The sequence below is a fragment of the Vallitalea okinawensis genome (genome assembly GCF_002964605.1).
GTDB classification, from domain to species: Bacteria; Bacillota; Clostridia; order Lachnospirales; family PQDH01; genus Vallitalea_A; species Vallitalea_A okinawensis.
The window spans coordinates 155,739-180,024 of the sequence record NZ_PQDH01000008.1; the positions used below are offsets into that span (position 1 = coordinate 155,739).

The 24,286-nt window shown below is 33.0% G+C and carries 23 protein-coding genes; 2 read left to right on the forward strand and 21 right to left on the reverse strand.

Annotated elements, in window-relative coordinates; translation table 11 throughout:
- Positions 1 to 276: 276 nt before the first annotated feature.
- Together topA and dprA are read right to left on the reverse strand one after the other, a co-directional pair.
- Positions 277 to 2,352, reverse strand: a complete 2,076-nt coding sequence (topA, locus tag C1Y58_RS19710) for a type I DNA topoisomerase (protein ID WP_105618067.1) — start codon at positions 2,350 to 2,352, stop codon at positions 277 to 279.
- Positions 2,353 to 2,371: 19 nt separating this feature from the next.
- On the reverse strand, positions 2,372 to 3,460 hold the full coding sequence (gene dprA, locus C1Y58_RS19715) for a DNA-processing protein DprA (protein ID WP_105618068.1): 1,089 nt from the start codon (positions 3,458 to 3,460) through the stop codon (positions 2,372 to 2,374).
- Between the two features lie 404 nt (positions 3,461 to 3,864).
- On the opposite strand from dprA, the gene C1Y58_RS19720 reads away from it, so the two are divergent.
- Complete coding sequence (locus C1Y58_RS19720; RefSeq protein ID WP_105618069.1) at positions 3,865 to 5,391, forward strand: YifB family Mg chelatase-like AAA ATPase; 1,527 nt, start codon at positions 3,865 to 3,867, stop codon at positions 5,389 to 5,391.
- Positions 5,392 to 5,722: 331 nt separating this feature from the next.
- Here C1Y58_RS19720 and C1Y58_RS19725 read toward each other — a convergent pair whose 3' ends face one another.
- From C1Y58_RS19725 to hisZ, 17 genes are all read right to left on the reverse strand, one after another.
- Entirely contained in the window at positions 5,723 to 6,067 is a 345-nt protein-coding gene (locus tag C1Y58_RS19725; RefSeq protein ID WP_105618070.1) for a helix-turn-helix domain-containing protein, read from the reverse strand.
- Positions 6,068 to 6,355: 288 nt separating this feature from the next.
- Positions 6,356 to 8,398, reverse strand: coding sequence for a leucine-rich repeat domain-containing protein (locus C1Y58_RS19730; RefSeq protein WP_105618071.1), 2,043 nt, complete (start codon positions 8,396 to 8,398; stop codon positions 6,356 to 6,358).
- A gap of 225 nt (positions 8,399 to 8,623) precedes the next feature.
- Positions 8,624 to 9,826 (reverse strand): glycosyl hydrolase family 18 protein, encoded by a 1,203-nt coding sequence (locus C1Y58_RS19735; RefSeq protein WP_105618072.1) that lies wholly within the window; start codon positions 9,824 to 9,826, stop codon positions 8,624 to 8,626.
- A 266-nt stretch (positions 9,827 to 10,092) separates the two neighbouring features.
- Complete coding sequence (nrdR, locus tag C1Y58_RS19740) at positions 10,093 to 10,548, reverse strand: transcriptional regulator NrdR (protein ID WP_105618073.1); 456 nt, start codon at positions 10,546 to 10,548, stop codon at positions 10,093 to 10,095.
- Between the two features lie 55 nt (positions 10,549 to 10,603).
- Positions 10,604 to 11,293 (reverse strand): metallophosphoesterase, encoded by a 690-nt coding sequence (locus C1Y58_RS19745; RefSeq protein WP_105618074.1) that lies wholly within the window; start codon positions 11,291 to 11,293, stop codon positions 10,604 to 10,606.
- Between the two features lie 72 nt (positions 11,294 to 11,365).
- Positions 11,366 to 12,178 carry a GTP pyrophosphokinase gene (locus tag C1Y58_RS19750; protein WP_105618075.1) on the reverse strand — a complete coding sequence of 271 codons (813 nt, stop codon included), beginning with the start codon at positions 12,176 to 12,178 and terminating at the stop codon, positions 11,366 to 11,368.
- A 93-nt stretch (positions 12,179 to 12,271) separates the two neighbouring features.
- The gene (locus C1Y58_RS19755) at positions 12,272 to 13,162 is read right to left on the reverse strand and encodes a M23 family metallopeptidase (RefSeq protein WP_242985442.1); all 891 of its coding nucleotides are present in this window, start codon (positions 13,160 to 13,162) and stop codon (positions 12,272 to 12,274) included.
- A gap of 77 nt (positions 13,163 to 13,239) precedes the next feature.
- Entirely contained in the window at positions 13,240 to 13,518 is a 279-nt protein-coding gene (hisE, locus tag C1Y58_RS19760; protein ID WP_105618076.1) for a phosphoribosyl-ATP diphosphatase, read from the reverse strand.
- Positions 13,515 to 13,841, reverse strand: coding sequence for a phosphoribosyl-AMP cyclohydrolase (gene hisI, locus C1Y58_RS19765; RefSeq protein WP_207655787.1), 327 nt, complete (start codon positions 13,839 to 13,841; stop codon positions 13,515 to 13,517). The genes hisE and hisI overlap by 4 nt, the downstream gene beginning before the upstream one ends.
- 6 nt (positions 13,842 to 13,847) lie before the next feature.
- Complete coding sequence (hisF, locus tag C1Y58_RS19770; RefSeq protein WP_105618181.1) at positions 13,848 to 14,603, reverse strand: imidazole glycerol phosphate synthase subunit HisF; 756 nt, start codon at positions 14,601 to 14,603, stop codon at positions 13,848 to 13,850.
- A 22-nt stretch (positions 14,604 to 14,625) separates the two neighbouring features.
- Positions 14,626 to 15,354: a 1-(5-phosphoribosyl)-5-[(5-phosphoribosylamino)methylideneamino]imidazole-4-carboxamide isomerase gene (hisA, locus tag C1Y58_RS19775; protein ID WP_105618078.1), complete on the reverse strand. Its 729-nt coding sequence runs from the start codon at positions 15,352 to 15,354 to the stop codon at positions 14,626 to 14,628.
- Complete coding sequence (gene hisH / locus C1Y58_RS19780; RefSeq protein ID WP_105618079.1) at positions 15,351 to 15,959, reverse strand: imidazole glycerol phosphate synthase subunit HisH; 609 nt, start codon at positions 15,957 to 15,959, stop codon at positions 15,351 to 15,353. The genes hisA and hisH overlap by 4 nt, the downstream gene beginning before the upstream one ends.
- Complete coding sequence (gene hisB / locus C1Y58_RS19785) at positions 15,956 to 16,555, reverse strand: imidazoleglycerol-phosphate dehydratase HisB (RefSeq protein ID WP_105618080.1); 600 nt, start codon at positions 16,553 to 16,555, stop codon at positions 15,956 to 15,958. The genes hisH and hisB overlap by 4 nt, the downstream gene beginning before the upstream one ends.
- Positions 16,518 to 17,600, reverse strand: a complete 1,083-nt coding sequence (hisC, locus tag C1Y58_RS19790) for a histidinol-phosphate transaminase (protein ID WP_105618081.1) — start codon at positions 17,598 to 17,600, stop codon at positions 16,518 to 16,520. Before hisC ends, hisB begins: the two co-directional genes overlap by 38 nt.
- A gap of 1 nt (position 17,601) precedes the next feature.
- Positions 17,602 to 18,870, reverse strand: coding sequence for a histidinol dehydrogenase (gene hisD / locus C1Y58_RS19795; RefSeq protein WP_105618082.1), 1,269 nt, complete (start codon positions 18,868 to 18,870; stop codon positions 17,602 to 17,604).
- 51 nt (positions 18,871 to 18,921) lie between these two features.
- Positions 18,922 to 19,557 carry an ATP phosphoribosyltransferase gene (hisG, locus tag C1Y58_RS19800; protein ID WP_105618083.1) on the reverse strand — a complete coding sequence of 212 codons (636 nt, stop codon included), beginning with the start codon at positions 19,555 to 19,557 and terminating at the stop codon, positions 18,922 to 18,924.
- Between the two features lie 11 nt (positions 19,558 to 19,568).
- Positions 19,569 to 20,771, reverse strand: a complete 1,203-nt coding sequence (gene hisZ / locus C1Y58_RS19805; RefSeq protein WP_105618084.1) for an ATP phosphoribosyltransferase regulatory subunit — start codon at positions 20,769 to 20,771, stop codon at positions 19,569 to 19,571.
- A gap of 193 nt (positions 20,772 to 20,964) precedes the next feature.
- Between hisZ and C1Y58_RS19810 the strand changes: the two genes are divergently transcribed.
- Entirely contained in the window at positions 20,965 to 21,852 is an 888-nt protein-coding gene (locus tag C1Y58_RS19810) for a DMT family transporter (RefSeq protein WP_105618085.1), read from the forward strand.
- 52 nt (positions 21,853 to 21,904) lie between these two features.
- On the opposite strand, the gene C1Y58_RS19815 is transcribed toward C1Y58_RS19810, so the two are convergent.
- Entirely contained in the window at positions 21,905 to 23,323 is a 1,419-nt protein-coding gene (locus C1Y58_RS19815; protein ID WP_170311641.1) for a sensor histidine kinase, read from the reverse strand.
- Positions 23,310 to 24,014 carry a response regulator transcription factor gene (locus C1Y58_RS19820; RefSeq protein WP_105618087.1) on the reverse strand — a complete coding sequence of 235 codons (705 nt, stop codon included), beginning with the start codon at positions 24,012 to 24,014 and terminating at the stop codon, positions 23,310 to 23,312. The genes C1Y58_RS19815 and C1Y58_RS19820 overlap by 14 nt, the downstream gene beginning before the upstream one ends.
- Between the last annotated feature and the right edge of the window lie 272 nt (positions 24,015 to 24,286).

Below are 24,286 nucleotides of genomic sequence, written 5' to 3' on the forward strand. Positions count from 1 at the left end.
ATCTGAGAAACGATTAAATGTTTCTTTTGTTTAAAAGTTTCTAAATTGTTTTAATTTTTAAAAATATCACTTTTATTATATTATCATTTTTTATTACAAAATACAAGGGCAATTTTTAGTTTTTTTCCGCATAAATCTCATACTATAATCTACAGGATTGTTTACTTCAATTGCTTATTATTCTGTAATTGACGAACTTTCATACCCCAGATACAATATAAGATTCAAATTTAAAATGAAACTACAGCATATTGTATCTGGAGCATTACTTATATTTTAATCATCTTTGCCATCATTTTTGATAATGACATCGCATTCTTTATTATTACATTTTAATGTCTTAGCACCCTTTTCCACGAGTATATCGCCGCACTTTTCACATTTTTGATCAGTAGGCTTATTCCACGTCATGAACTCACATTCTGGGTTATTCTCACACCCATAGTAGCGTCTACCTTTTCGTGTTTTCTTAATAAGGATTTTACCATTACACTTTGGACAATGAGCATCTGTTTCCTCATAGTAAGGTTTTGTGTTTCTACAATCTGGGAAACCAGGACATGCTAAGAATTTACCATGTCGCCCAAATTTAATGACCATATTTCGACCACAATTTTCACAAATGACATCTGTCTCTTCATCTTGTATCTCTATCTTGTCTAATTTTTCTTCAGCGTCATTAATACATTCATCAAAAGAAGGATAGAAATCTCTTAGAACTTCTTTCCAAGGAATGTTACCTTCTTCAACCTCATCTAATTTATCTTCAAGATGAGCTGTGAAGTCAACATCAACTATATCTTTGAAATAATTTCTCATAATATCATTAACAACTTCACCAAGTTCTGTTGTACAAATAGCTTTACTTTCTTTAGTCACATAATATCGGGATAATAAAGTTGTAATGGTTGGTGCATAAGTACTTGGTCGACCTACACCCTTTTCCTCTAAAGTTTTTACCAATGAAGCTTCAGTAAATCTCGCTGGAGGTTGAGTGAAATGCTGCTTACCTTCTATATTAATGAGGTTCACTTGCATACCCTCTTCTAACTTATTCAAGATACCAAGCTTATGCTGTTCTTCACCATGGTCATAGACTTTCAGAAAACCATGGAATGCAATTGAAGATCCTGATGCATTAAATTGATAATCTTTAACAGCCAATTTAACACTATAGGTATTGTATTTAGCTGATTGCATTCTACTTGCAAGAAATCGGTTCCAAATAAGCTTATACAAGCGATACTGATCCCTAGAAAGTGACTCTTTAATACTATCAGGTTCTAAGTCTACATAAGTAGGTCGAATAGCTTCATGAGCATCCTGCATGTTTTTCTTATTTTTATATTGATTGTCATCACTCTTTACATATTCTTTCCCAAATTCATTTTCAATATAGGTACACGCTTCTTCATGAGCCTCTTTAGAAATTCGAGTCGAATCGGTACGTAAGTAAGTAATTAAACCGATTGATCCTTTCCCCTTAACATCAACACCTTCATAAAGCTGTTGAGCGATACGCATGGACTTTGAAGTTGTGAAATTTAAGTATTTTGAAGCTTCTTGCTGTAATGTACTCGTTGTAAAAGGAGGTGCAGATTTTTTAGTACGCTCCCCTTGCTTAACTTTAGATACCTTCCACCCTTCCCCTTCAATATCCTTCAAAATTTCATCAACTTGTGATTGAGATGCCAATTCAATCTTTTTACCATTTTTACTATGAAATTTTGCTTCGAATTTTTGTCTTTTATTTTTCAATGAATGCTCTGATTCAATTGTCCAATATTCTTCTTCGATAAAGTTTCTGATTTCTTCTTCGCGATCACATACTAATCTCAATGCAACAGATTGAACTCTTCCTGCTGATAGTCCCTTCTTTACTTTTTTCCATAAAAGCGGACTAATTTTATAACCTACAACCCGGTCTAAAACACGTCTTGCCTGTTGAGCATCAACACGACTCATGTCAATATCACGAGCCTGCTTGATGGAGTTCTTAACTGCTGTCTTCGTAATTTCATTGAATGTGATTCTCGCAACATTTTTATCTTCTAATCTTAAAGCAGTAATAAGATGCCATGAAATGGCCTCTCCTTCCCGGTCCGGGTCAGTTGCTAGATAGATCTTATCCACTTTTTTGGCATCTTTACGTAGCTTTGTTAAAAGTTCGCCTTTACCACGAATAGTTATATATTTGGGTTCAAAATCACTTTCAATGTCAACCCCCATTTGACTTTTTGGTAAGTCTCTTACATGACCATTTGAGGCTTCGACTTTATAGGAAGAACCTAAAAACTTTTTAATGGTTTTAGCTTTTGCTGGTGATTCCACAATTACTAAATATTTAGCCATAATAACCTCTCCCCTTTTGTCACATTTTTTTGATAAATCTTTTGCCAGGTAACTGTTCAATATATCCATCTAATTCTAGAATTGTAACAATATGCTGAATTTGAGTTATTGACATATTAGTTTTTGCACATAACACATCAATATGTAATGGTTCTAAACCTAGATTATCATAAATCATTTTTTCATCTTTTGCAAGTTCTATTTTTAATTTTGTCTGATAATTTTCATTTATTTTCGGATAATTCAGGTTAAAATCCAATAAAATATCTTCACTGGATGTTAGAACTTTAGCTCCCTGTTTAATGAGCCAATTAGCTCCTTCAGAAGTTTTTGATAGAATGCTCCCCGGAATTGCATAGACATCTAATCCCTGTTCCAAAGCATGATCTGCAGTTATTAAAGAACCACTTTTTAATGCTGCCTCAGCTACAATGAGAGCTCTACTCAGTCCACTGATAATTCTGTTTCGTCTTGGAAAATTTTTAGCTAGTGGTGGTGTTCCTAATGGAAATTCACTTATAACAGCACCATGCTCGGTAATAGAAGCCATAAGTTTATTATTTTCCTTAGGATAGCAGATATCTAAACCACATCCAAGAACTGCTATGGTTTTACCTCCACCTTCTATAGCACCATTATGCGCTGCGGTATCAATTCCTCGAGCCATTCCACTAACAACAGTTACACTTTTTTCGACGAGCTCTTTAGATATTTTATAAGCAACATACTTTCCATATTGGCTGCACCGTCTGGCTCCGACGATACCAACTTTTAGACTGTCGACAGGTATTTCTCCTTTGACATAGATAACTTGTGGCGGGTCATAAATATTTAATAAAGAATCTGGATATTTCTGATGATCAAAAGTTATATATTGGATCCCAAGATTCTGCAGCTTCTCTTCATAGGCTAATAAATCATCCAAATTTTTGTTTTCAAAAAGTAGATTTATGTCCCTTGGTAATAATTCTTTTACATGACTAAATCCTTCCCTATTTGCATTCCAAATATCCTCTAAATCTCCAAAGTGAGCCTGCAATTTTTTTATCTTTTTATACCCGATATTAGGAGTCTTGTTCAACCATAACCAAATTAAATCTCTTCTCATCGCATCTCCTTGAACAGAATCTCTTCATTAATAGAATAAAGAGATTCCCTTTCCCTATAAAATTTTCTTCCTCCAGTAGCTAGTTATAAATGTCTTATTTCTATTTTGTGTAGGTAACATTATTAACTTGATATCGTAGTGCAAATTTCCTACTCCAAAATATATTATATTATATAAAGAATAGTTTAATTTGTACAGCATATATTGAATTTTCTATAATTTTGCACATTTTTCATTACAATATTTTGTAACTTATGATATAATTAGTATTAATATTTTAGTATAGAAAAATTCTCATTTTGCTGAACCAAAATGATTCAGTAAAAAATTGTAATTATCTTTACTTGCTCGAAAATGTCACTTTTCGCGTAGAAATTTATTTCTCAACGTCAAGGAGGATTATCATGGTCAGCACCGTAAATAGTGCCACATTAATGGGGATTGATGCTACTATCGTAAAAGTAGAAGTTGATATCTCTGACGGCTTACCAACTTTTGATATTGTAGGACTTCCAGACTCATCTGTAAGAGAAGCTAAGGAACGTGTTAAATCCGCTATTAAAAACTCTGACTTTCGTTTTCCAATCAAACGACTAATCGTTAATCTATCACCTGCTGACATTCGTAAGGAAGGTCCAAGATTCGACTTACCTATTGCTATGGGTATTTTAAAAAGTTTAGATATTATCACTGAGGATTTAAGTCATCAGCTATTTGTTGGTGAGCTTTCATTAGAAGGTCACATAAGACCAGTGAACGGGATTCTTCCTATTATAAATAGCGCCTACAAAAATGGTATAACGGAATGCATAGTTCCTCTAGACAATGCAGAGGAGGCTGCAGTATTAGAGCATATGAGTATTATAGGTGTAAACAACCTACAGCAATTAGTCAACCATCTTAATAAAAAACTCCTCATCTCTCCAACAACTCTAGATCCTGGGAAATTACTTAATCATACTGAAAATCATCCACTTGATTTTTCTGACGTAAAAGGTCAGCAACATGTTAAAAGAGCCTTAGAAATTGCAGTCAGCGGTTATCATAATTTACTATTAATAGGCCCCCCTGGCTCTGGTAAAACTATGATGGCTAAAAGAGTTCCTAGCATTATGCCTGATCTTTCTTTAGAAGAAAGTATTGAAATCACAAAAATATATAGTACTGCCAATCAATTACCAGCAAATCAATCACTTATTAGTAATAGACCTTTTAGAGCACCTCATCACACTGTTTCATCTTCAGCTTTAGTCGGTGGCGGTTCTTACCCCAAACCTGGAGAAGTTAGCCTTGCCCATGGAGGTGTATTGTTTCTAGATGAAGTAGCAGAATTTCCAAAATCTGCTCTAGAAGTCTTAAGACAACCCATAGAAGATAAAATTGTCACTATTTCCCGTGTGCAAGCTACCTATACATATCCCTCAGATTTTATGCTTGTTTTAAGTTTAAACCCATGCCCTTGCGGTTATTTCCCTGATCAAGAACGCTGTCATTGTACCCCTCTTCAGATTAAAAGATACTTGAGTAAACTTTCCGGTCCCCTTCTAGATCGAATTGACCTCCACGTGGAAGCTGCTAATATAGACTATTCAGATTTACATCAAGATGGGACAACTGAATCCTCTCAATCTATTAAAGAAAGGGTATTAAATGCCCATCAACTTCAAAAAGAACGCTATCGGAGTGAAAATATCATATTTAATAGTCAGCTCTCCCCTAAAATGCTAGAAAGATATTGCAAACTGAATGAATCAAGTCAAAAAATATTGGAGCGTGTTTTTAAATCTATGAAGCTAAGTGCTAGAGCTTATCACCGTATTATTAAAATAGCTCGTACCATTGCAGACTTGGATCTATCAGAGACTATAAACACCCATCATATAACAGAAGCTATCCAATACCGCTCCCTGGATAAGAAGTATTGGAATTAAAAAAAAGCCCATGAGTGGCTGAAATCATCCACATATGGGCTTACATAGTGTTTAAAAATTAATATATTATTATTTGCTTTTATTTTTTATGGATGTCTTTAGATACTCTTTTTTCTTAACCGTTAGTTTAATGTATTGTTCCTGATTGATCTTCCCCTGTTTAAATAGTTTATCTGCCACACCTATGAATTTTTCGCATAGACCTTGATGTTCAAAATTTCCACTCCGCCCCCTCCCTCTAGATATAAATACATCTAATTTTTAGTATGTTTTTATAGGATATAGGATAATCGTGATAAAATTGCGTTGATTATAAGCATTGTCATCTGTATTACTTTCTATAAATAATAACATCAAACAAATAGTTATTCATGTCCTTTGTATAAACCACGTATTGATTTTCAGATTGTTGAATAAGCACGTCTTCTTTTGATAAATCCCTGCTGTTTAATTCTTGCATTAAATAATAATCTTCTCTCCGGTTATCTTCTTTTGGTGAATGTTTTTCAACTAGGGTATTTATATAGGCTATAGGTATTCTTTTGATATTGACTCCAAAAACTTCACAAGGTATCCTACCTTGATCAATCATGAGATGAACATCTTTTGGTGTGATTTTTAAGATAGTTGCAACTTCTTTGACTGTGTAGAATTGTGCATCTATATATTTATTCATTCTGTATTAATCTCCCCATTAATTCTTTCAAAGTAATCTAACTAAATCTTTATGACATTCTATTTACTCAGCTGATTTTCTCTCTACTTTATTTATATGTATCTTCTTTATATCAAAGAATCATGAAAATTAGTATACTAAATTGACTAATGCCAAGTTAAAATTGGAATAGGAATGCAGGATGACTTGTGGACAAATACGAACATTCCTATTCTATAAAAGAATTAGGAGTACGTGCTACAATAGCACCTACCCTCTATAACTTAGTAAACAATAATATCCTCATATCTATCTATTTTCTAGCCATTTAACGGAACTAACATCTTCTATTGGATTGTCTCGAATATTTATTATTTCCAAACTCTCTATCTCCTTTAAAACATTTATATTACTAATTTCATTATTATTAATTGATACAATCGTTAGATAAGGAGGATTACCTAATTCATCAATATGTTCTATCTCATTATTATCTAAGGATAGTATTTGTATATAATCAAGACTACTAATTGAAGATATATCTTTTATTTTATTATTATTCAAGTTTAAAACAGCCAATCGTTCTAAGTTTTCTAAAGAACTTATATCTGTTATCATATTAGATTCTAAATTTAATTGCCCTAAATTCCTTAGATTCTTAATAGCATCTATGTTTTGTAATTTATTGTTTGAGATATCCAAAATTCTTAGATTCATTAATTTATTTAATGGTGTAATATCTTGTATGTTGTTGCCACCTAAGTATAACCTTTTTAAACCGATTAAACTTTCTAAAGACCCTAAATCCTCTATCTGATTATTGACTAATGATAGGTCCTTCAATCCCTTCAAATATTCAATACCATCTATATTAGAGATTCCATAGTCTGATAATGTAAAACTCTCTATAGCCATAACATCTTCTTCAGTAATATCGCCTACAGGTTTATTAATATGATACCGTATCATTTTTTCTAGTATAGGATCTGAGAAGGTGATTGGTTCTACTGATTGATCTGGTTCAGTGAATATTTCTACTGTTCTTGTATCGTTATCCCAGTTTACTTTAGCTCCTAAAGCCTCACTTACAAATCGAATAGGGACATATACTCTATCTAACTTCAATGTAGCCTTTGTATCCATTCTTATGACTTCGCTAAACATTTTCTCACCGTCTTCGTCTAGAGTTTTTGCGTCAATTTTATCTTGGTCAACTCTTAAAGTCAGTAATCTATAGTTATGATTTATATAAACTTCTTTAAGCTCCTGATTCCAATTGACTTCTGCACCTAAAGCCTCCATTAAAAATCTAACTGGAATCATTGTTCTTAAATTTTCATTTATATATGGCTGTGCATCTTCAAACGTAACTTCCTCATTATTTAATTCAATAAATACTTCCTTATTCCCATCATCATTTCCAGAGGCATCCACGAAAGTTAACCCTCTCAAACTATCTATAGGATCAAGATTTTCTATATTATTATTGGATATGTATAGATATTCAAGACTTTCCAAATTGACTAATTCGTCAATATCTGCAATTTTATTATCTGATAGATTTAAATAATGTAATTGCGTTAAATTAGATAAACCACTTATATCTATGATGTTATTTCTAGAGATGTTTAAAAATTTTAAACTTAGTTTTCCTAAGGGATCTACATCCTTTATACGATTATTACTCAAATCAATATAGACTAAACGTCTAAAGTTTTCTAATGAACTCACATCATCTATCTTATTATCATTGATAACAAGTTGGTTTAATCTTGAATCAGATAAGAAAGTTAATGGTATAATGCTCTCTATTTCATTATGCGTTATCTCTAATCGAATCAATCTATCTAAGCTCTTTACTGGACTTATATCTTTAATCTTGTTCCTATTTATAACTATCCATTCTAAATTTATAAGATTCTCAAGTGGGGTAATATCATTAATCTGGTTATCACTTAAATATAAATGTTTTAAAGTTGTAAGGGTTTCTAATGCTGATATATCTTCAATATTATTACTATCTAAAACTAACACCTCCAAAAATTCTAGGTCCTTTAATGGACATATATCTTTTATGTTGTTGTAACCTAAATTTAAATATTTCAAATTAGTAAGGTACTGTATTCCCTCTAAATTATTAATACCTGATCTTAACAACTCTAATTCTGTTATTTCATCGACATCTTCTAAATAGATGTTTCCTGTGGGCTTATTAATAATACCTCTTACAGCATCTTCGACTCTAAAGTCTTCAAAAGTAACAATTTCTTGTGGGTCTTCTGCTTTTATATCTACCATGAAAATCAATAAAAAAAGCAAGAGAACACTTGTAATAATTTGGATTTTTTTCATTATATTCCTCCTAGTACTCTATGTAAGTCCATTTAATATTTTATATAGCAACTTATATATATACAAGAGAGTTAAGCATTTTTAGTATATGTAAATTATGGGAATAGTTAATCCATAATATAAAGGCACATGATTCAGTATTAATACTGCTAATCATGTGCCTTATTTTCAATTCAAAAATATGTATCTTTAAAAAATTATTTAACTTTTTATTCTAACACTATACTATCTAATCTCTTCACCTAATCGATTCCAAACGTCTAATTCCAAATCAATTTCGCCTGAATAGTAATTTGGGATGCTGCCTATGTACCATAGGGATATCCCGCCAAGTCCTTGTTCTTTAACCAATTTTAATTTGGATTCAACACTGGTCCAGTCTTCATACCATATTGTATTTAGATTACCTGTTTCTTTATTTGTATATAAAATATAGGGGTTAAGAGAACTTTCCCCACGTCTCACTATGGTATCATAGGCTTGTTTATTGGTTATAACTTCATTTAAAGCTCGATCATAAATCATGCTATATGTAGGATGATACGCTTGACCATCCACATACCCATTAATATTTTCCCATTGTGTCGATGCAAAACTAATCTGGAGTAGCCCCTTTTCTATTAAACTTGAATCTGATAGCCCCCCTTTTATACGGCTGATATCCTGACTGATTGTATTGATCGGTGATTGAGGGGATAGTACTGGTTCATTACCATAAAAACCATTTATCCATTTAGCCTCATAGTCATGTGCCATTAAAATAACATAATCAGCTATTTGAAAGATCTCATCATGTTGATAGTGATTATAATTAGTTGATACAGGCACAGTGACATAAAGCTGTTTATTAAGCACTTCGAGTACTGCTTTTAAATCTCTTAGGAACTGTAAGTAAGACTGTTGATAGTCCTGGTTAACAAACTCAAAATCTATTGTCACAGCATTAAAATCCAAAGCAGCTAGAATAATCTGATTCATAATTTCCTTTTCCCTAAAAATAGTACCAAAATTATCTTCAAATTGAGATAATGGTGCATAAACCATAAGGCTGCTATCAATTGAATGAGATTTCATATTATTTAGCACTTCATCAGAACCTTCAGGTCTATAATAATCGTATAGTTGGTCACCTAGTCTTCTCTCTTGTGTCAGAAAGACTTCACCATTCTCTTCATCAATTGTACTCCACCCAAAGGAAATATGATCAAAATTATTGATCGATTTATCCTCAATCATTTGATTAAAGCGAGTATTGGAATTAATGGCATAGAAACCATGTATAACTTTATCGTCCAATAGCTTTTCTTCTAAAACTAAGGTAGCTTTCTCACTGAATTGGGAATTAACACCTACTTCTGCACTATGTACAACATTAGCTGATATCATAAAAAGGATTAGATATAAACTGGCTTTTTTGATATACTGCATCTCCACACCTCCTTTTTTACTTATTATATACTATATTTCTAGTTTATTCAATTAATTAAAGTCAGATACATGATATACTCATAACAAAAAATGGTACACATTACCACACCATCAAAGAACGAATGTAGCTCCGCTGCGTGTATTTATGAAGTTTGTGTTGTTAGGAAGGTTACTTAGTATCAATTAACTGTTTCTAATTGGTTGATTATACGACTTTCCTATATGATAAAAAACTGCCCCAACGAGACAGTCAATTTGATCTAAATCTATGATCCTTTAATCATTTTATTTAATTCCTGCATAAAGGTATTGATATCCTTAAATTGTCGATATACAGATGCAAATCGCACATAAGCTATTTCATCGATTCCTTTTAAACCTTCCATAACATATTCACCAATCTGAACGCTATCTATTTCTTTCGCCATGGAATTGAGTACTTTATTTTCAATATCTTCAACTAATCTTTCTACATCTGTAACAGAAACAGGGCGTTTATGGCAGGATCGTAGAATGCCATCCATTAGTTTATCTCTGTTAAATGGCTCTCTTGTTTTATCCTTTTTTATCACCATAAGTGGTATTGTTTCAACTTTCTCATAGGTAGTAAAACGTTTATTGCATTTCTCACATTGACGTCGTCTTCTAATTGATATATTTTCTTCAGACGGTCGTGAATCAATAACTTTCGTATTATCATATCCACAAAAAGGGCATTTCATAATATTCCTCCTTCTCCAGCTAAATTAATACATTTGAATGGTTCCTAGTTTAAACTTATAGAACCTTATACAGTTGAAAATCAAGATAATCCGCAGAAACAAGATGATAATGAGTTTTCCCATGCTTACCAATCAAACTACTATCAAATGATAGTTGACCATGAAGGTGGCCATAAACAACCTTGTCTACTCCATAAGCTCCCATAAGCTCGGTAAATCCTGATATCTGTTTTTCATCATTAGTTGGTGGATAATGCAGCATAGCAATGATGTACGTGAATCCACCTTTAACTGCGTGATTTAGAGATAGTTCAAGACGCTGTAGTTCTCGTTTATAGATTTTTTCATCTTGGTCAGTAAACATACGTTGATTAGGGCATGTCCATCCCCTAGTACCACAGATTGCAATGTTGTCAATGGTATAGAAATTATTCTGCAAAAAAAACATTTTATCAAACATACTATTCAGCTTAGTGATGGATTTCCACCAATAATCATGATTACCTCTTACTAATACCTTATAACCCGGCAAGGCATCAATCCATCCTAAATCCTCCATGGCCTCTTCTAAGGTCATAGCCCAAGATATATCACCCGGTATCAAAACTAAATCTTGCTCCTTGATGGTCTCCTGCCAATGCTCCTTAATCTTAAGCTCATGATTAGTCCATGCGTCCCCAAAGATACCCATGGGTTTATTAACATTGAAGCCTAAATGTAAATCTCCTATAGCATATATCGCCATATATATCCTCCAAATTGTTAGTACCTACTTCAAGAAGTAATTTGATCTTATTTAAAGCCATAACGTTATCTTTTAACGATTTAGGCTCTGAGCATCAAATACCTCTGCTATAACATCTAATTGTTTATTAAATTCTTGCAGCTTTTCAAATGAATCTTGTCTCAAAATATCTAAAAACTGAGCTTGAATTCTCTTAGCTTCCTCAATATTTCCAACATCATATATATTTTGTATATTATTAACGATATCTGCTACTAATGTAGATTTAAGCTTAAAAAGATTCTGAGCTTCGACGATTTCGTTGCGTATATAGGACATCTCTTGATCTAAACTATGAGCAGCATCTGCTGCATGTATTAACTTGCCTAACAATTCCTCTGGTATCTTTCCATTGTATTTATATTTTAATGAATGTTCTATTGTTGCCCAAAAATTCATTGCTAGCGTTCTTATTTGTATTTCTGCTAATATATTGAATTCACCTAATGCAGTATGCACCGGATATTTTATAATGACATGATAACTACGATAACCGCTTTTCTTCATATTCGAAACATAGTCTTTCTCTCGAATAATCATCATATCTTTCCCAGCTCTATCACGAATGAGCTCTACTACTTTATCTATATCTTCAACAAACTGACATATAATACGAATCCCAGCGATGTCCTCGATTTCTTCTCCGATTTTTTCGAATTCTATTTCTTTCTTTCGTGCTTTCTCTATAATACTAGATATCTTTTTTACTCTTCCAGTTACAAATTCAATTGGTGAATAGTGTCCAAGTCGAGTGTACTCTCTTCCAACACTTTCAAACTTCACAATGAGTTCCTGGACGGCTTGTTCATAAGGTATTAAGAGTTCTCTCCAATTTTGCGTTTCCATATACCTTCCTCCATTCGTGTACATATATATTATATCATAAATAGTATTAAAATGTTAAATTTTTGCCTATAATACACTAGTCAGAGTAAAAAACTAATTGCCTTTTTCTTCAACATATCTAAGGATATAATAAGGGTTAATCCAATATTCTTCATCTGTAATATTTCTTAACATAATACCGAGATGTAAGTGGACCGGAAACTGGCCTGTAGTACCTGGAACTGGGCTATAACCGGTATCACCCATGTAACCTAAAATTTCCCCAGCTTCAATTTTTTGCCCAACTTCCATATCCTCTCGATAACTGTCTAAATGAGCGTAGTAAAAATAATTCCCACTAGGGCTATTAATACCTATTCGCCATCCGCCTTTTTCATTCCAACCCATATTGGCAACTGTACCATCTGTTATACTTAATATTTCTAGTCTTCCTCGTTGATTTTTAGTATCCATAATATCTGTTCCTAAATGAAGTCGATTACCACCATAGGTCCTATCTGCGCCATAAGAATCCTCATAATAAAATTCTTCTTGATTGCCTTTGACTGGGAAACATTTCACATCTGCTAAAGCTTGCTCAAGTATCTCCCCTTGCTCACTATAGATTTTTTCTATTTTCATTTTATCATACCAATGTAGGCTTTTAATGAAGGCATTGATATCTTCTATGTTATAGCCCTTTAAATTATAGTCCTTATTAGCATAATAAGCTGCTAAATAACTATAATAATCAACGTCTTCTATTTGTCCATAGTTTTCAAAATATGTAATGACATTTCTATTAATATAAAAGTACTTAAATTCCTCATAGGGCATTAAAATCTTATCATAGTTCTTAATAAAAATAAATGATAAAACGAAAAATAAAAGCAATAAAATTGCTTTTAGATTTAAAATCCTTGTCTTTTTTCTTCGTCGTTGATATTTCTGTTTTCTAAATGCTGCTTGCCTCCTACTTTTTCTTAATCGCCTAGATCTATTCAAATCATCACCCGTTCTATTATCCCTAACTGTATGACTCTATACATTTTATTATCTTAGTGATGATTTTATACCTCTCTCTATCTCCTCTTACTTAATTCCTTATCAATATCATTCCAGTCAATACCAAGTTCTACTAATAAAACTGTGATATGATACATTAAGTCTGCGACTTCATAAACAACTTCAGAAGACTCATTATTTTTTGATGCAATGATTACTTCTGCACTTTCTTCACCAACTTTTTTCAGTATTTTATCAATTCCAGTATCAAGTAAATAATTCGTATAAGACCCTTCTTTTGGATTCTCTTTTCTATCATTAACTACCTTCATTAAATCTGATAATACATCTTTCATTTATATATATCCACCTTCCTATAGAAACATGTTCTGTGATTGGTGTGACAAGCTGGACCGACTTGATCTATAAGAGCTAATAGACAATCATTATCACAATCGATTAAGAGTTCTATTAAGTCCTGGGTATGTCCTGATGTTTCACCTTTTTTCCACAATCCTTTACGACTCCTTGAGAAAAAATAAAGATCTCCTGTACTTATAGTTTTTGCATAAGCCTCATCATTCATATAAGCTTGCATTAGTACCTCTTTGGTATCAAATTGTTGTACAATGACTGGAATCAATTGATTTTCTAAAAGCTTCAAATCCTTAAAATCCACTATTCATCACACCCTAACTGGTATATTCTTCTTATTTAAGTAACTCTTCAACTCACCAATAGTCAGTTCTTTATAATGAAATAATGAAGCTGCTAAGGCTGCATCGGCTTTACCTTCTTTAAAAACATCTTCAAAATCTCTTAATGATCCAGCACCACCCGATGCGATAACAGGTATGGATAATTTTTCTGATATACACACCGTTAAATCTGTATCAAAACCACTCTTTGTGCCGTCTTGGTCCATGCTTGTTAATAATATTTCTCCAGCTCCTAATCGTTGAACCTCTTTTGCCCACCATAATGCATCTATACCAGTATCTTCACGTCCACCTTTTATGTATACATTCCAGCTACTGTCATTCCTCTTTGCATCAATAGCAATAACAATACACTGCTTTCCAAACCTCTCACTTGCTTCTTTTATTAATGCTGGATTCTTAATAGCAGCAGTATTTAATGAAACTTTATCAGCTCCGCATAAAAGCGCTTTTCGGATTTGCTCTATTGAACTGATACCACCTCCTACAGTCAATGGAATAAAAATCTCCTTAGCTGTCTTTTCAACAATATCATAAATGGTTTCTCGCTCTTCATAAGATGCCGTAATATCTAAGAAAACTATTTCATCAGCCCCACAAGCATTATAATGTTTAGCAATCTCAACCGGATCTCCTGCATCTCTTAAATCCATAAAATTAACACCTTTTACAACTCTTCCATTATTAACATCTAAACAAGGTATGATGCGTTTTGTAAGCATTTCCTGACCACCTTCCTCACTTCTACTCATCCCCTTGATTGACTAAATCTAAAGCAACTTCTAAATCGATATGCCCAGTATAGAGAGCTTTACCTATAATCGCACCATCAATAGCAGCTTCTTTTAAGCTAATCAAATCAGCTACATTAGAAACTCCACCAGAGGCAATTACTTTCATCTTGGTTTTATTCTTCAATGTAGTAATTTCTTTAATATTGGGACTGCTTAACATACCATCACGCTGAATATCAGTACAAATGATAGTTTTAACACCTATTTTCTCCATGTCTCTGGCTAGTGAAAGGATGGGTACATTACTAATGTTCTTCCATCCGTCAATAGCTGTATAACCATTCACACCATCAATACCAACAACTATCTTCTCTGGACCAAATAGACATAAAGCTTCTTTGACTAGTTTAGAATTCCTTAAAGCTACTGTTCCTAATATAACACGACTTATCCCTACAGCTAATCGTTCTTCAATATCTCGGATGCTTCTAATCCCTCCGCCAAGTTGTACAGGTATTGTTACATTCTCCAGAATTTCTTCTATTGCTTTTCTATTACTAAACCTTCCATCTAAAGCGCCATCTAAATCCACTACATGAAGATATTTAGCTCCTTTTTCCTGCCATTCTTTTGCTGCTTTATAAGGCTCTAAGTGGTAGATTGTCTGATTATTAAAATCTCCTTGTCTTAGACGAACACATTTGCCATCTTTGATATCAATTGCCGGATAAAGAATCATAGTTGCTCACCTCCAATAATTGCAAAATTTCTTAAAATAGTTAAACCTTCTTCACCGCTCTTTTCAGGATGAAACTGTAACCCATACACTCTTCCCTTTTGAATCCCAACAGTTTTATGACCTCCATAATTAACAGTTGCTATGACATTTTTGGGCGGAGTGGAAACATAATAAGAGTGTACAAAATAAACATAAGGCTGTTTCAGATCACCCCATATAGGTGAATCGTCTATTAAACTAAGCTGATTCCATCCCATGTGGGGAACCTTCTCTACTCCCTCAATTGGAAGGACTTCACCATCGATGATGCCTAATCCTTTATGTTCGCCATCTTCTAAGGACTTCTCTACTAAGAGTTGCATCCCTAAACATATTCCAAGCAAAGGTTTATTTTCTTTGACTGCACCTACAATAAAATCATCTAGCTCATATTGCTTAATCTGTCTCATTGCATCCTTGAATGCCCCTACTCCAGGTAAAATAAGACTGTCAGCTTTTTTTAGCTCATTAAAATCATTGCTAATAAAACTCCTAACACCTATGAAATTCAGTGAATTGGTAACACTTTTCAAATTACCCATCCCATAATCAATTATTCCTATCATCCTATCCCCTCCAAAACACCTTTGGTCGATAGTGTACCTTTTATTCTGTCATCGAACTGTATCGCATTAGAAAGTGCCTTAGCAAAGGCTTTAAACATTCCTTCAACCATATGATGATTGTTTATACCTTCGAACATATGGAAGTGTAAATTCATACCTGAATGTGTAGCAATTGCTCTAAAAAATTCATCCACCATTTCTAAGTCCATGCCACCGACACACTCTTTTGTAAAGACTACATTACTACAATAATAAGGGCGTCCAGATAAATCGATTGCACAGCTCATAAGAACTTCATCCATTGGTATCATAGAAGAACCGTAACGTACTATACCTTCACAACTACCCAAAGCTTTGCTAATAGCTTTACCAATAACTATACCAACATCCTCAATTGTGTGGTGACAATCTACCTCTAAATCACCTTTAACTTCAAGAATTAACTGCATAAACCCATGCCTAGCTACCTGCTCTAACATGTGATCAAAAAAGCCAATACCTGTTTTAATCTTTGATGCTTCATAGGTCTCAAGAGTTAGTTGACATCTAATCTTTGTTTCATTGGTTTCTCGTTCCACATAACTTTGTCGTATCATCCATTCCCCCTCCTAATTCCATCAGTTTCTTGAGTAATACTTCATTTTCATCTTTTGTGCCAATGGTTATGCGATAATATCCCTTAATGTTATCAATGGTCTTAATCAAAAGACCATGTTCTTTTAAATACCCATGTAAGTCATAATCTTTGGTTATAACAAAGAGAAAATTTGCCTTGGATTCAATAACTTTTAATCCTCTTATATCTTTAATCTTCTCGTAAAGCTGGTTACGTTCACTAATGATTTCTGCAACATTGTTATCAATAAATTGTTTTTTCCTCAATAGAATTGAAGCTAATTGTTCACTGAGGGTACTAAGGTTATAAGGCGGCTTAGCTTTTTCTATATCATTGATTAATTCTTCATGAGCTACTCCATAACCTACACGTATACCAGCTAATCCAAATCCTTTAGAAAATGTCCTCAAGACAAGAAGATTTTTATATTTATTTGTATACCTAATAGCTGAAAAGTTCATGAACTCACCATAGGCTTCATCCATTATCACGAGACATTTTACAGATTCCATTATTGTAATAAAATCTTCTTCCGAAAATGTTGTACCTGTAGGATTATTTGGTGAACATAAAATGAGAACTTTAGGATTAACTTTATTCATAAACTCAATTATTTTGTTAGCATTATATTGAAAACTATCATCTAACGCAAATTCTATTGGTTGGCCATGATTTAATTTTGTACTCAACTTATACATGCTAAAAGACGGATTTGGAAACATAACCTTTTCACCTGGTTTAATACAAAGCCTCAAAGTAAAATCAATGATCTGGTCTGAGCCAACACCGATAATAAATTGATCCACATTCAGATGATAGTTTTTCGCCAATTCAGCCTTCAGTTCATTACAATCTGTATCTGGATAGCGGTTATAAGCATTATGATCCCTGCACCAAGATAAAAATTTTTCATGAACCTCATCTGGAAGCGGAAAGGGACTTTCATTAGCATCCAATTTAATGGCATCTATATCATCAACATGATACCCTTTGAATCCTACTAAATCATCTCGAATGATTTTCATTTCAAAACCTCACTTTCACTGCATTAGCATGGGCAGTTAGCCCTTCTTCTTCAGCAATGTGTAAAATATCATCTTTTAACCTCATTAAATCTTCTCTAGCAAACGCTATTAAACTACTTCTTTTAATAAAATCGCCTACACCTAATGGTGAAAAGTACTTCGCTGTACCATTTGTAGGTAGAACATGATTAGGTCCAGCCATGTAATCCCCTAAAGGCTCAGGTGAGTATTCCCCCAGAAAGATAGCTCCAGCATTCTTAATGAGAGGAAGATAATTCATGGGGTGCTTCAAGCATAATTCAAGATGCTCTGGTGCTATCATATTACTGATTGCTATGGCTTCTTTTATATCACTTACAACATAGATGACACCATTGCTTTCTAATGATTTTCTGATTATATCAGCTCTGGAAAGCCTCTTCATTTGCAAATCTATCTCATCAAGAACACTTTTTGCTAAATTCATAGATGTTGTGACTAAAATAGATTGGGCTAGCTCATCATGTTCAGCTTGAGATAGTAGATCTGCAGCTACAAATCGAGGCTCACTTGTTTCATCTGCAATAACAAGAATTTCACTTGGTCCTGCCACAGAATCGATACCAACATCACCAAATACTTGCTTTTTTGCAAGTGCAACATATATATTGCCAGGTCCAACGATCTTATTAACGGGTTTAATTGTTCTAGTACCATAAGCTAGGGCAGCAATGGCTTGAGCTCCTCCTACTTTAAAAATCTTATCAATTCCTGCTTCTCGTGCTGCTACAAGAATAAGAGGATGTATGCTACCATCAGGATTAGGAGGCGTCACCATTGTAATATCTTCAACTCCAGCAATCTTAGCAGGTAATGCATTCATTAATACCGAGGAAGGATAGGCAGCTTTACCACCTGGAACATATAAACCAACTTTCTCAATAGGTGTTATTAATTGTCCCATCATAGAAGCTTTATCTCTATCAAACCAACTATAAACCTTTTGTTTCTGATGGTAACTGCTTATTCTTTCTTTAGCTTTTTTTAAAGCTTGGATCACTCTCTCTGAAACTAATGTGTATGCACGATTAAATTCTTCTTCTGTAACTTGTAATGACTCACTCAATAATTCAATACCATCATATTTTTTTGTGAATTCCAAAAGTGCATCGTCACCATTCTTCTTTACTTCACATATAATATTTTTGACTTGCTCTTCATAATTGGTATAATCAGTCTCTTCTTTTTGATATGTAAACGTTTCTGTATTCTGTAGATTAACAATTTCCATCAAATTTATTCACCTCGCTCTAAAAATATTGGATTAGCATCTAATAAAAAACTACTTAAGTAGGATGGCTTTTTTTAAATGCTCTATTAGGTAACTAATTTGGTTACTTTTCATTTTGTAACTCACTCGATTGGCAACTAATCTAGCCGAAAGCGAACAGATGGTTTCATAGATTTCTAAACCATTTTCCTTCAATGTCGTACCGGTTTCAACAATATCAACAATGACATCTGATAAGCCTATTATTGGGGCTAGTTCTACAGAACCATGTAGCTTAATGATTTCTACAGGTTGATTCTTTTGATGTAAATAATAGTCCGTTGCAATAACAGGGTACTTCGTCGCTACTTTTATTCTTTGATTTTCTTTTTGGTCTATTCCTTGCATACCTGCTACTACCATATGGCACTTTCCGAAACCTAGATCTAGTATTTCATATAGATTTCTTTTTTCTTCCAGTAAGGTATCCTTCCCAACCACTCCTATATCAGCAACACCATAGTCAACATAAGTTGGAACATCACTAGCTTTTGATAAAAAATACTTGACCTTAAGTTCTTCATTTGTGAAGATTAGTTTTCGACTATCATCTTCTGACTTTTTTAGAGGTATACCTGCCTCATCAAATAAATTTAATGTTTTTTTAGCCAATCTTCCTTTCGCCATAGCTATTGTTAAATATTCCATCGCACTCTCTCCTAATTCAATTCTTTTAACAAAGCATCTATTGTTTCTTCATTCTCAATGTAATGAGCTATACCTTTCTTAAGACATAGTTCTTCGTAATACATGCTGTCTTCTTGTTTACTTCTTAAATCAATACTTTTTCCTAATCGTTTTAAACTGCGACTTAGCAAATTGGCTTTATAAAAAGTATTTTGATCATAACAGATCATGTAATCACATCTAGTATCACACGGATTTAGATTTTGAGTATCCATCGCATTGACTAATTCATCTATATTGATACCAAAGCCAATAGCTGGTTGCGAGTTTGCAAATTGATTTAATAATTCATCATATCTACCACCTAATAAAATCGCATTACCAGTTCCATATGTTACTCCTCTAAAAAGGACACCTGTATAATAATCAAGACGTTTTACCATACTCAAATCAAATGCTATGTACTTTTCATATCCTAATTGACGAATCATATGATATATTTTGCTCAACCGTTGAAGAGCATCAAGGGCCTTTTCATTATTTGTTAAGTCTTGAATCTCATTGATTATTTCTAGACCACCAAATAGTTGAGGTAACTTAAGAAATATTTTTTTTAAATCTTTTGATATAGGAATGTTTGAGAATACCTCTTCAATAGCAAAATAATTTTTGCTATCAATGAGTTTTTGTAATTGGATGCCCATATCTTCTTCAATATCGCCTTCTTCTAATAATCCTTTGAAAAAATTAACTTCACCTATATCAATCTGAAAATCTTCTAAACCGCATTCCAAAAGTGATTCTATAGCTAATAAAATCAATTGAACATCTACTTCTAATGATTGATCCCCTACCCATTCAACCCCAGCTTGTGTCATTTCATTAGCTTTTCCAGTAAAGCTATTCTGATAGCGAAAGGTTTGCCCAATGCTATATACCTTAACTTCATCCTCTTTCCTAAGATGACTAACTGCTCTTGCAATTGCCGGTGTGAAGTCTGGTTTTAGAACTAAAACATTTCCTTTTCTATCTAATACTTTATACATGTCATTTGATACAAGATGAGCTCTCTCATCTGAGTAAACTTCAATAAATTCTAACGTTGGGGTTTCTATTGGCTCAAAACCATTTTGAAGAAATACATTCTCAAGGGATTTCACTACAGCTTTTTTATTCATTAAACCATGCCCCACAAAGTCTTTGACACCCTCAGGTGTATGAAATTTTCGATTCATTATTATATCACCCACTTCATTATGATAAAGCGCTAAAGCATTTCATTTATTATATGCTACAAATCTATCTGACGTCAATAGATATTTTTCTTTTTATTGAAGTTTTTTCTTTTTGTTGTTATTATAAAAGAGTTGTCATATGCCTTTAGAAACATATTAATTAATAAAATGATCTAGGAAAGGAGATAATGCGATGAAAAGTAAAATAACCCTAGCTTACTTATCCATTATTGCTACATGTACTATTTGGGGCTTGTCTTATTTAAGTTCAAAATATCTTTTAGATACTTTGCATCCTATGAGTTTAGCGTTTTATCGCTTTATTATTGCTATTATTATCATTCTGTTTATAAATATAATATTTAAAAATAACCTTAAGATACATAAAGCCGATTTACCTCGTTTTATTACATGTGGCATATTTGGAATTACCCTGTATTATACTTTTGAGAATTATGGTATTGAGCTAACATCTGCTTCAATTGCATCCATTATAATTGCTACAATCCCAATTATATCCATGTTAACGAATTTATTAATTATGAAAAATAAAGTTACTCCTCGTATCATTGTCAGTGTCGTTTTATCCTTTATAGGTGTTACCCTAGTCATTGATAAAGGAGATCAAAGCAATGTATCTACACTTGGAATAGTTCTTATGATGTGTGCTGCCTTCTCATGGATTATTTTTAATTATTTAACAAAGCCACTATATAAGAAATACTCTGAATTAACCATTACGACCTATCAGATTATCTTTGGATCAGTAGCACTATTACCCTTTGCATTATTCAACCAACCAGATTTTCATTCTTTTAGTGCCGTTATGTGGGGGAATCTATTTTTTCTAGGTATTTTCTGTTCAGCTGTTGGCTATTTCCTATACATCTTTGCTTTACAGAATTTGAATGTGACCCTAACAACCTTATTTGTAAACTGTATTCCCCTTGTTTCTGTCACAAGTTCTGTTATTCTTCTCAATGAGCACCTATCAATCATGCAATTATTAGGTGGTATATGCATCATTATGGCAGTACTTATATCTACCATTAAGAAACAACCTCCTTTGCAAGTAAGCTAAGTATTTAAAAGAACACAGGACAATTTATTATCCTGTGTTCCTTCAATATACATTATATTTTAGAGTTTTCTTGTATAGCGCTAAAGGACATTTTAAAGATCGTACCTTGATCAAATTGACTTTCTACTTGTATCCTTCCATTATGGGCTTCAACTAATCCTTTAACAATTGAAAGTCCTATACCAGCACCACCTGTTTTTCGACTTCTTGAACTGTCTGTCCGATAAAATCTTTTGAAAATAAAATCTAGCTGTTCTTTTCGCATCCCTATACCTGTATCCATGATTTCTACAACAACATCATCTTTTTCCTTATAGGCTTTAATCTCAACTCCACCTTGATCTGTATACTTTAAACTATTCATTAATAAGTTAATAAAAATTTGTTTTAACCGATTACTATCGCCAATCATTACAAGGTTATCTTCAAGATTAATTTTCAAATATAAATCTTTTTCTTGATACATACTTTCAAAATTAACGCATATTGCTTTAATAATATCCTTCAAATCAACCTTTGTTAGTTCTACATAAAATCCAGCTCTTTCAATCATAGCTAAATCATTTAAGTCATCTACAAGAGTTGTTAAGCGAATAATCTCGTCATAGCAACGACTAAGACGTTCTGGAGATGGTTCCCAAATTTTATCGATTAAAGCCTCCATATGACTTCTTAAGACTGCTAAAGGGCTCCTCAACTCATGAGCTATATCAACTGTCATTTGTTGCTGATAATTCTCTTGAATTTCTAGTTCATTGGCAAGTTCTTCTACATCTTTTGAAAGTTCCCTTAGTTCGAGTATATCAGTATTAATAGAGCTAACTTGCTGGTATTCTTTTTTATAAATATTGGCCGTCTGTTTTTTTATACTCAGGATTGGATTTACTATTTTTTTGCTTATGATCTTACTTATAAATAATGTTGCAACTATTGCAGCAATGAATAGAAATACAAATATAACGTTCATTGTTACTAAAAAATGGCGATCTATCTCAGAAATATTATTTGATAAAACACCAACTTTTGCTTGATACATAATGTCTGAAGAATCTATGCTATAAGACTTGTATACTAGATTTTCCTCATCCATAGGTATGAGAGGCAGTGCTCTCCTTGGTTTGGTTATAAGGAGCTGGTTAGCATCTTCTCCTTCTGGCGGAGCTGATATCATACCTTTCCGCATTGAAGCACTTTGATAAACTACCTCTTCTTCCAAAGTAACTGTCACAACCATCTGATAAGCATTAACTAATCGATTGAGTAGCTGAAACTCTTCCTGGGTTACTACTTGATCTTCGACAGTTTTTTCAATCTGAGCAATGACTCTATCAATATCTTTATCTCTTGAATCATCGATATAGTTTTTAAAAATAAATTGAAAACTTAAATTTAGAAGCAATACAGTTACGCCTAATACAAGAATCGAAAAAGTAAGGATTTTAATATGAATAAAGCGGTTAAGAGGCTTCATGGTTATTACCTCCAAATCGATAGCCAATACCATAAACTGTCATAATGTAGCATGGTTCAGATACATTGTCTTCGATTTTTTTCCTTAAGTTCTTAATGTGACTATCTATTGTCCGATTATATCCCGAAAACATATAACCAAAAGCCTGTTCTATAATTTGATCCCTAGTAAAAACATACTTTGAATTGCTGGCTAACACTAGCAAAATATCATATTCATTAGGTGTCAAAGTAATGAGTTGATTTTTTTTATAGACTTCACGTGTATCCTTATTAATGCGCAAATCACCATCATTATAATTGAGTATATGCTCACTTTTTTCAATACCTGAAACACGTTTGAAAATACTTTTAACCCTAAGTACTAATTCTCTTGGGCTAAAGGGCTTTGTCAAATAATCATCTGCACCAAGTTCAAATCCACTTATGCGACTTTCTTCATGGACTTTTGCTGTTAACATTAGTATGGGAACATTTGATACTTCCCTAATTGACTTACATATGTCTTCACCAGATAAATCTGGCAACATTAAATCTAAAATAATAAAATCCGGTTTCACTTCACTAAAAAGTAATAAGCCTTGCTTTCCGTTGGCTGCTGTAAAAACATCAAATCCTTCTTTTTGCAAATAAGCTTGGACAACTTCTAATAAACCAAACTCATCATCTATTACTAATATTTTTTTAGACATAACGCCACTCCTTTTGAACACAATAATAATTATAAAATAATTAGATTTATAAGAATATCTCATATTGTATAGAATTTCTATGTATCGATTGATGGTTACACTTTCCTATTCTTATATTATACCTTATTATTATGTAGAAAATATGAAGAATCCACATAGAAAGTGACAAAAAAAGTGACTAGCGTCACTTTTCAAGAATGTGCAGGAAAGTACAATTCCTTGCTTGATCATTTCGCGTAACGAAATCTATCAAATCTAATGAGGTTCTATGC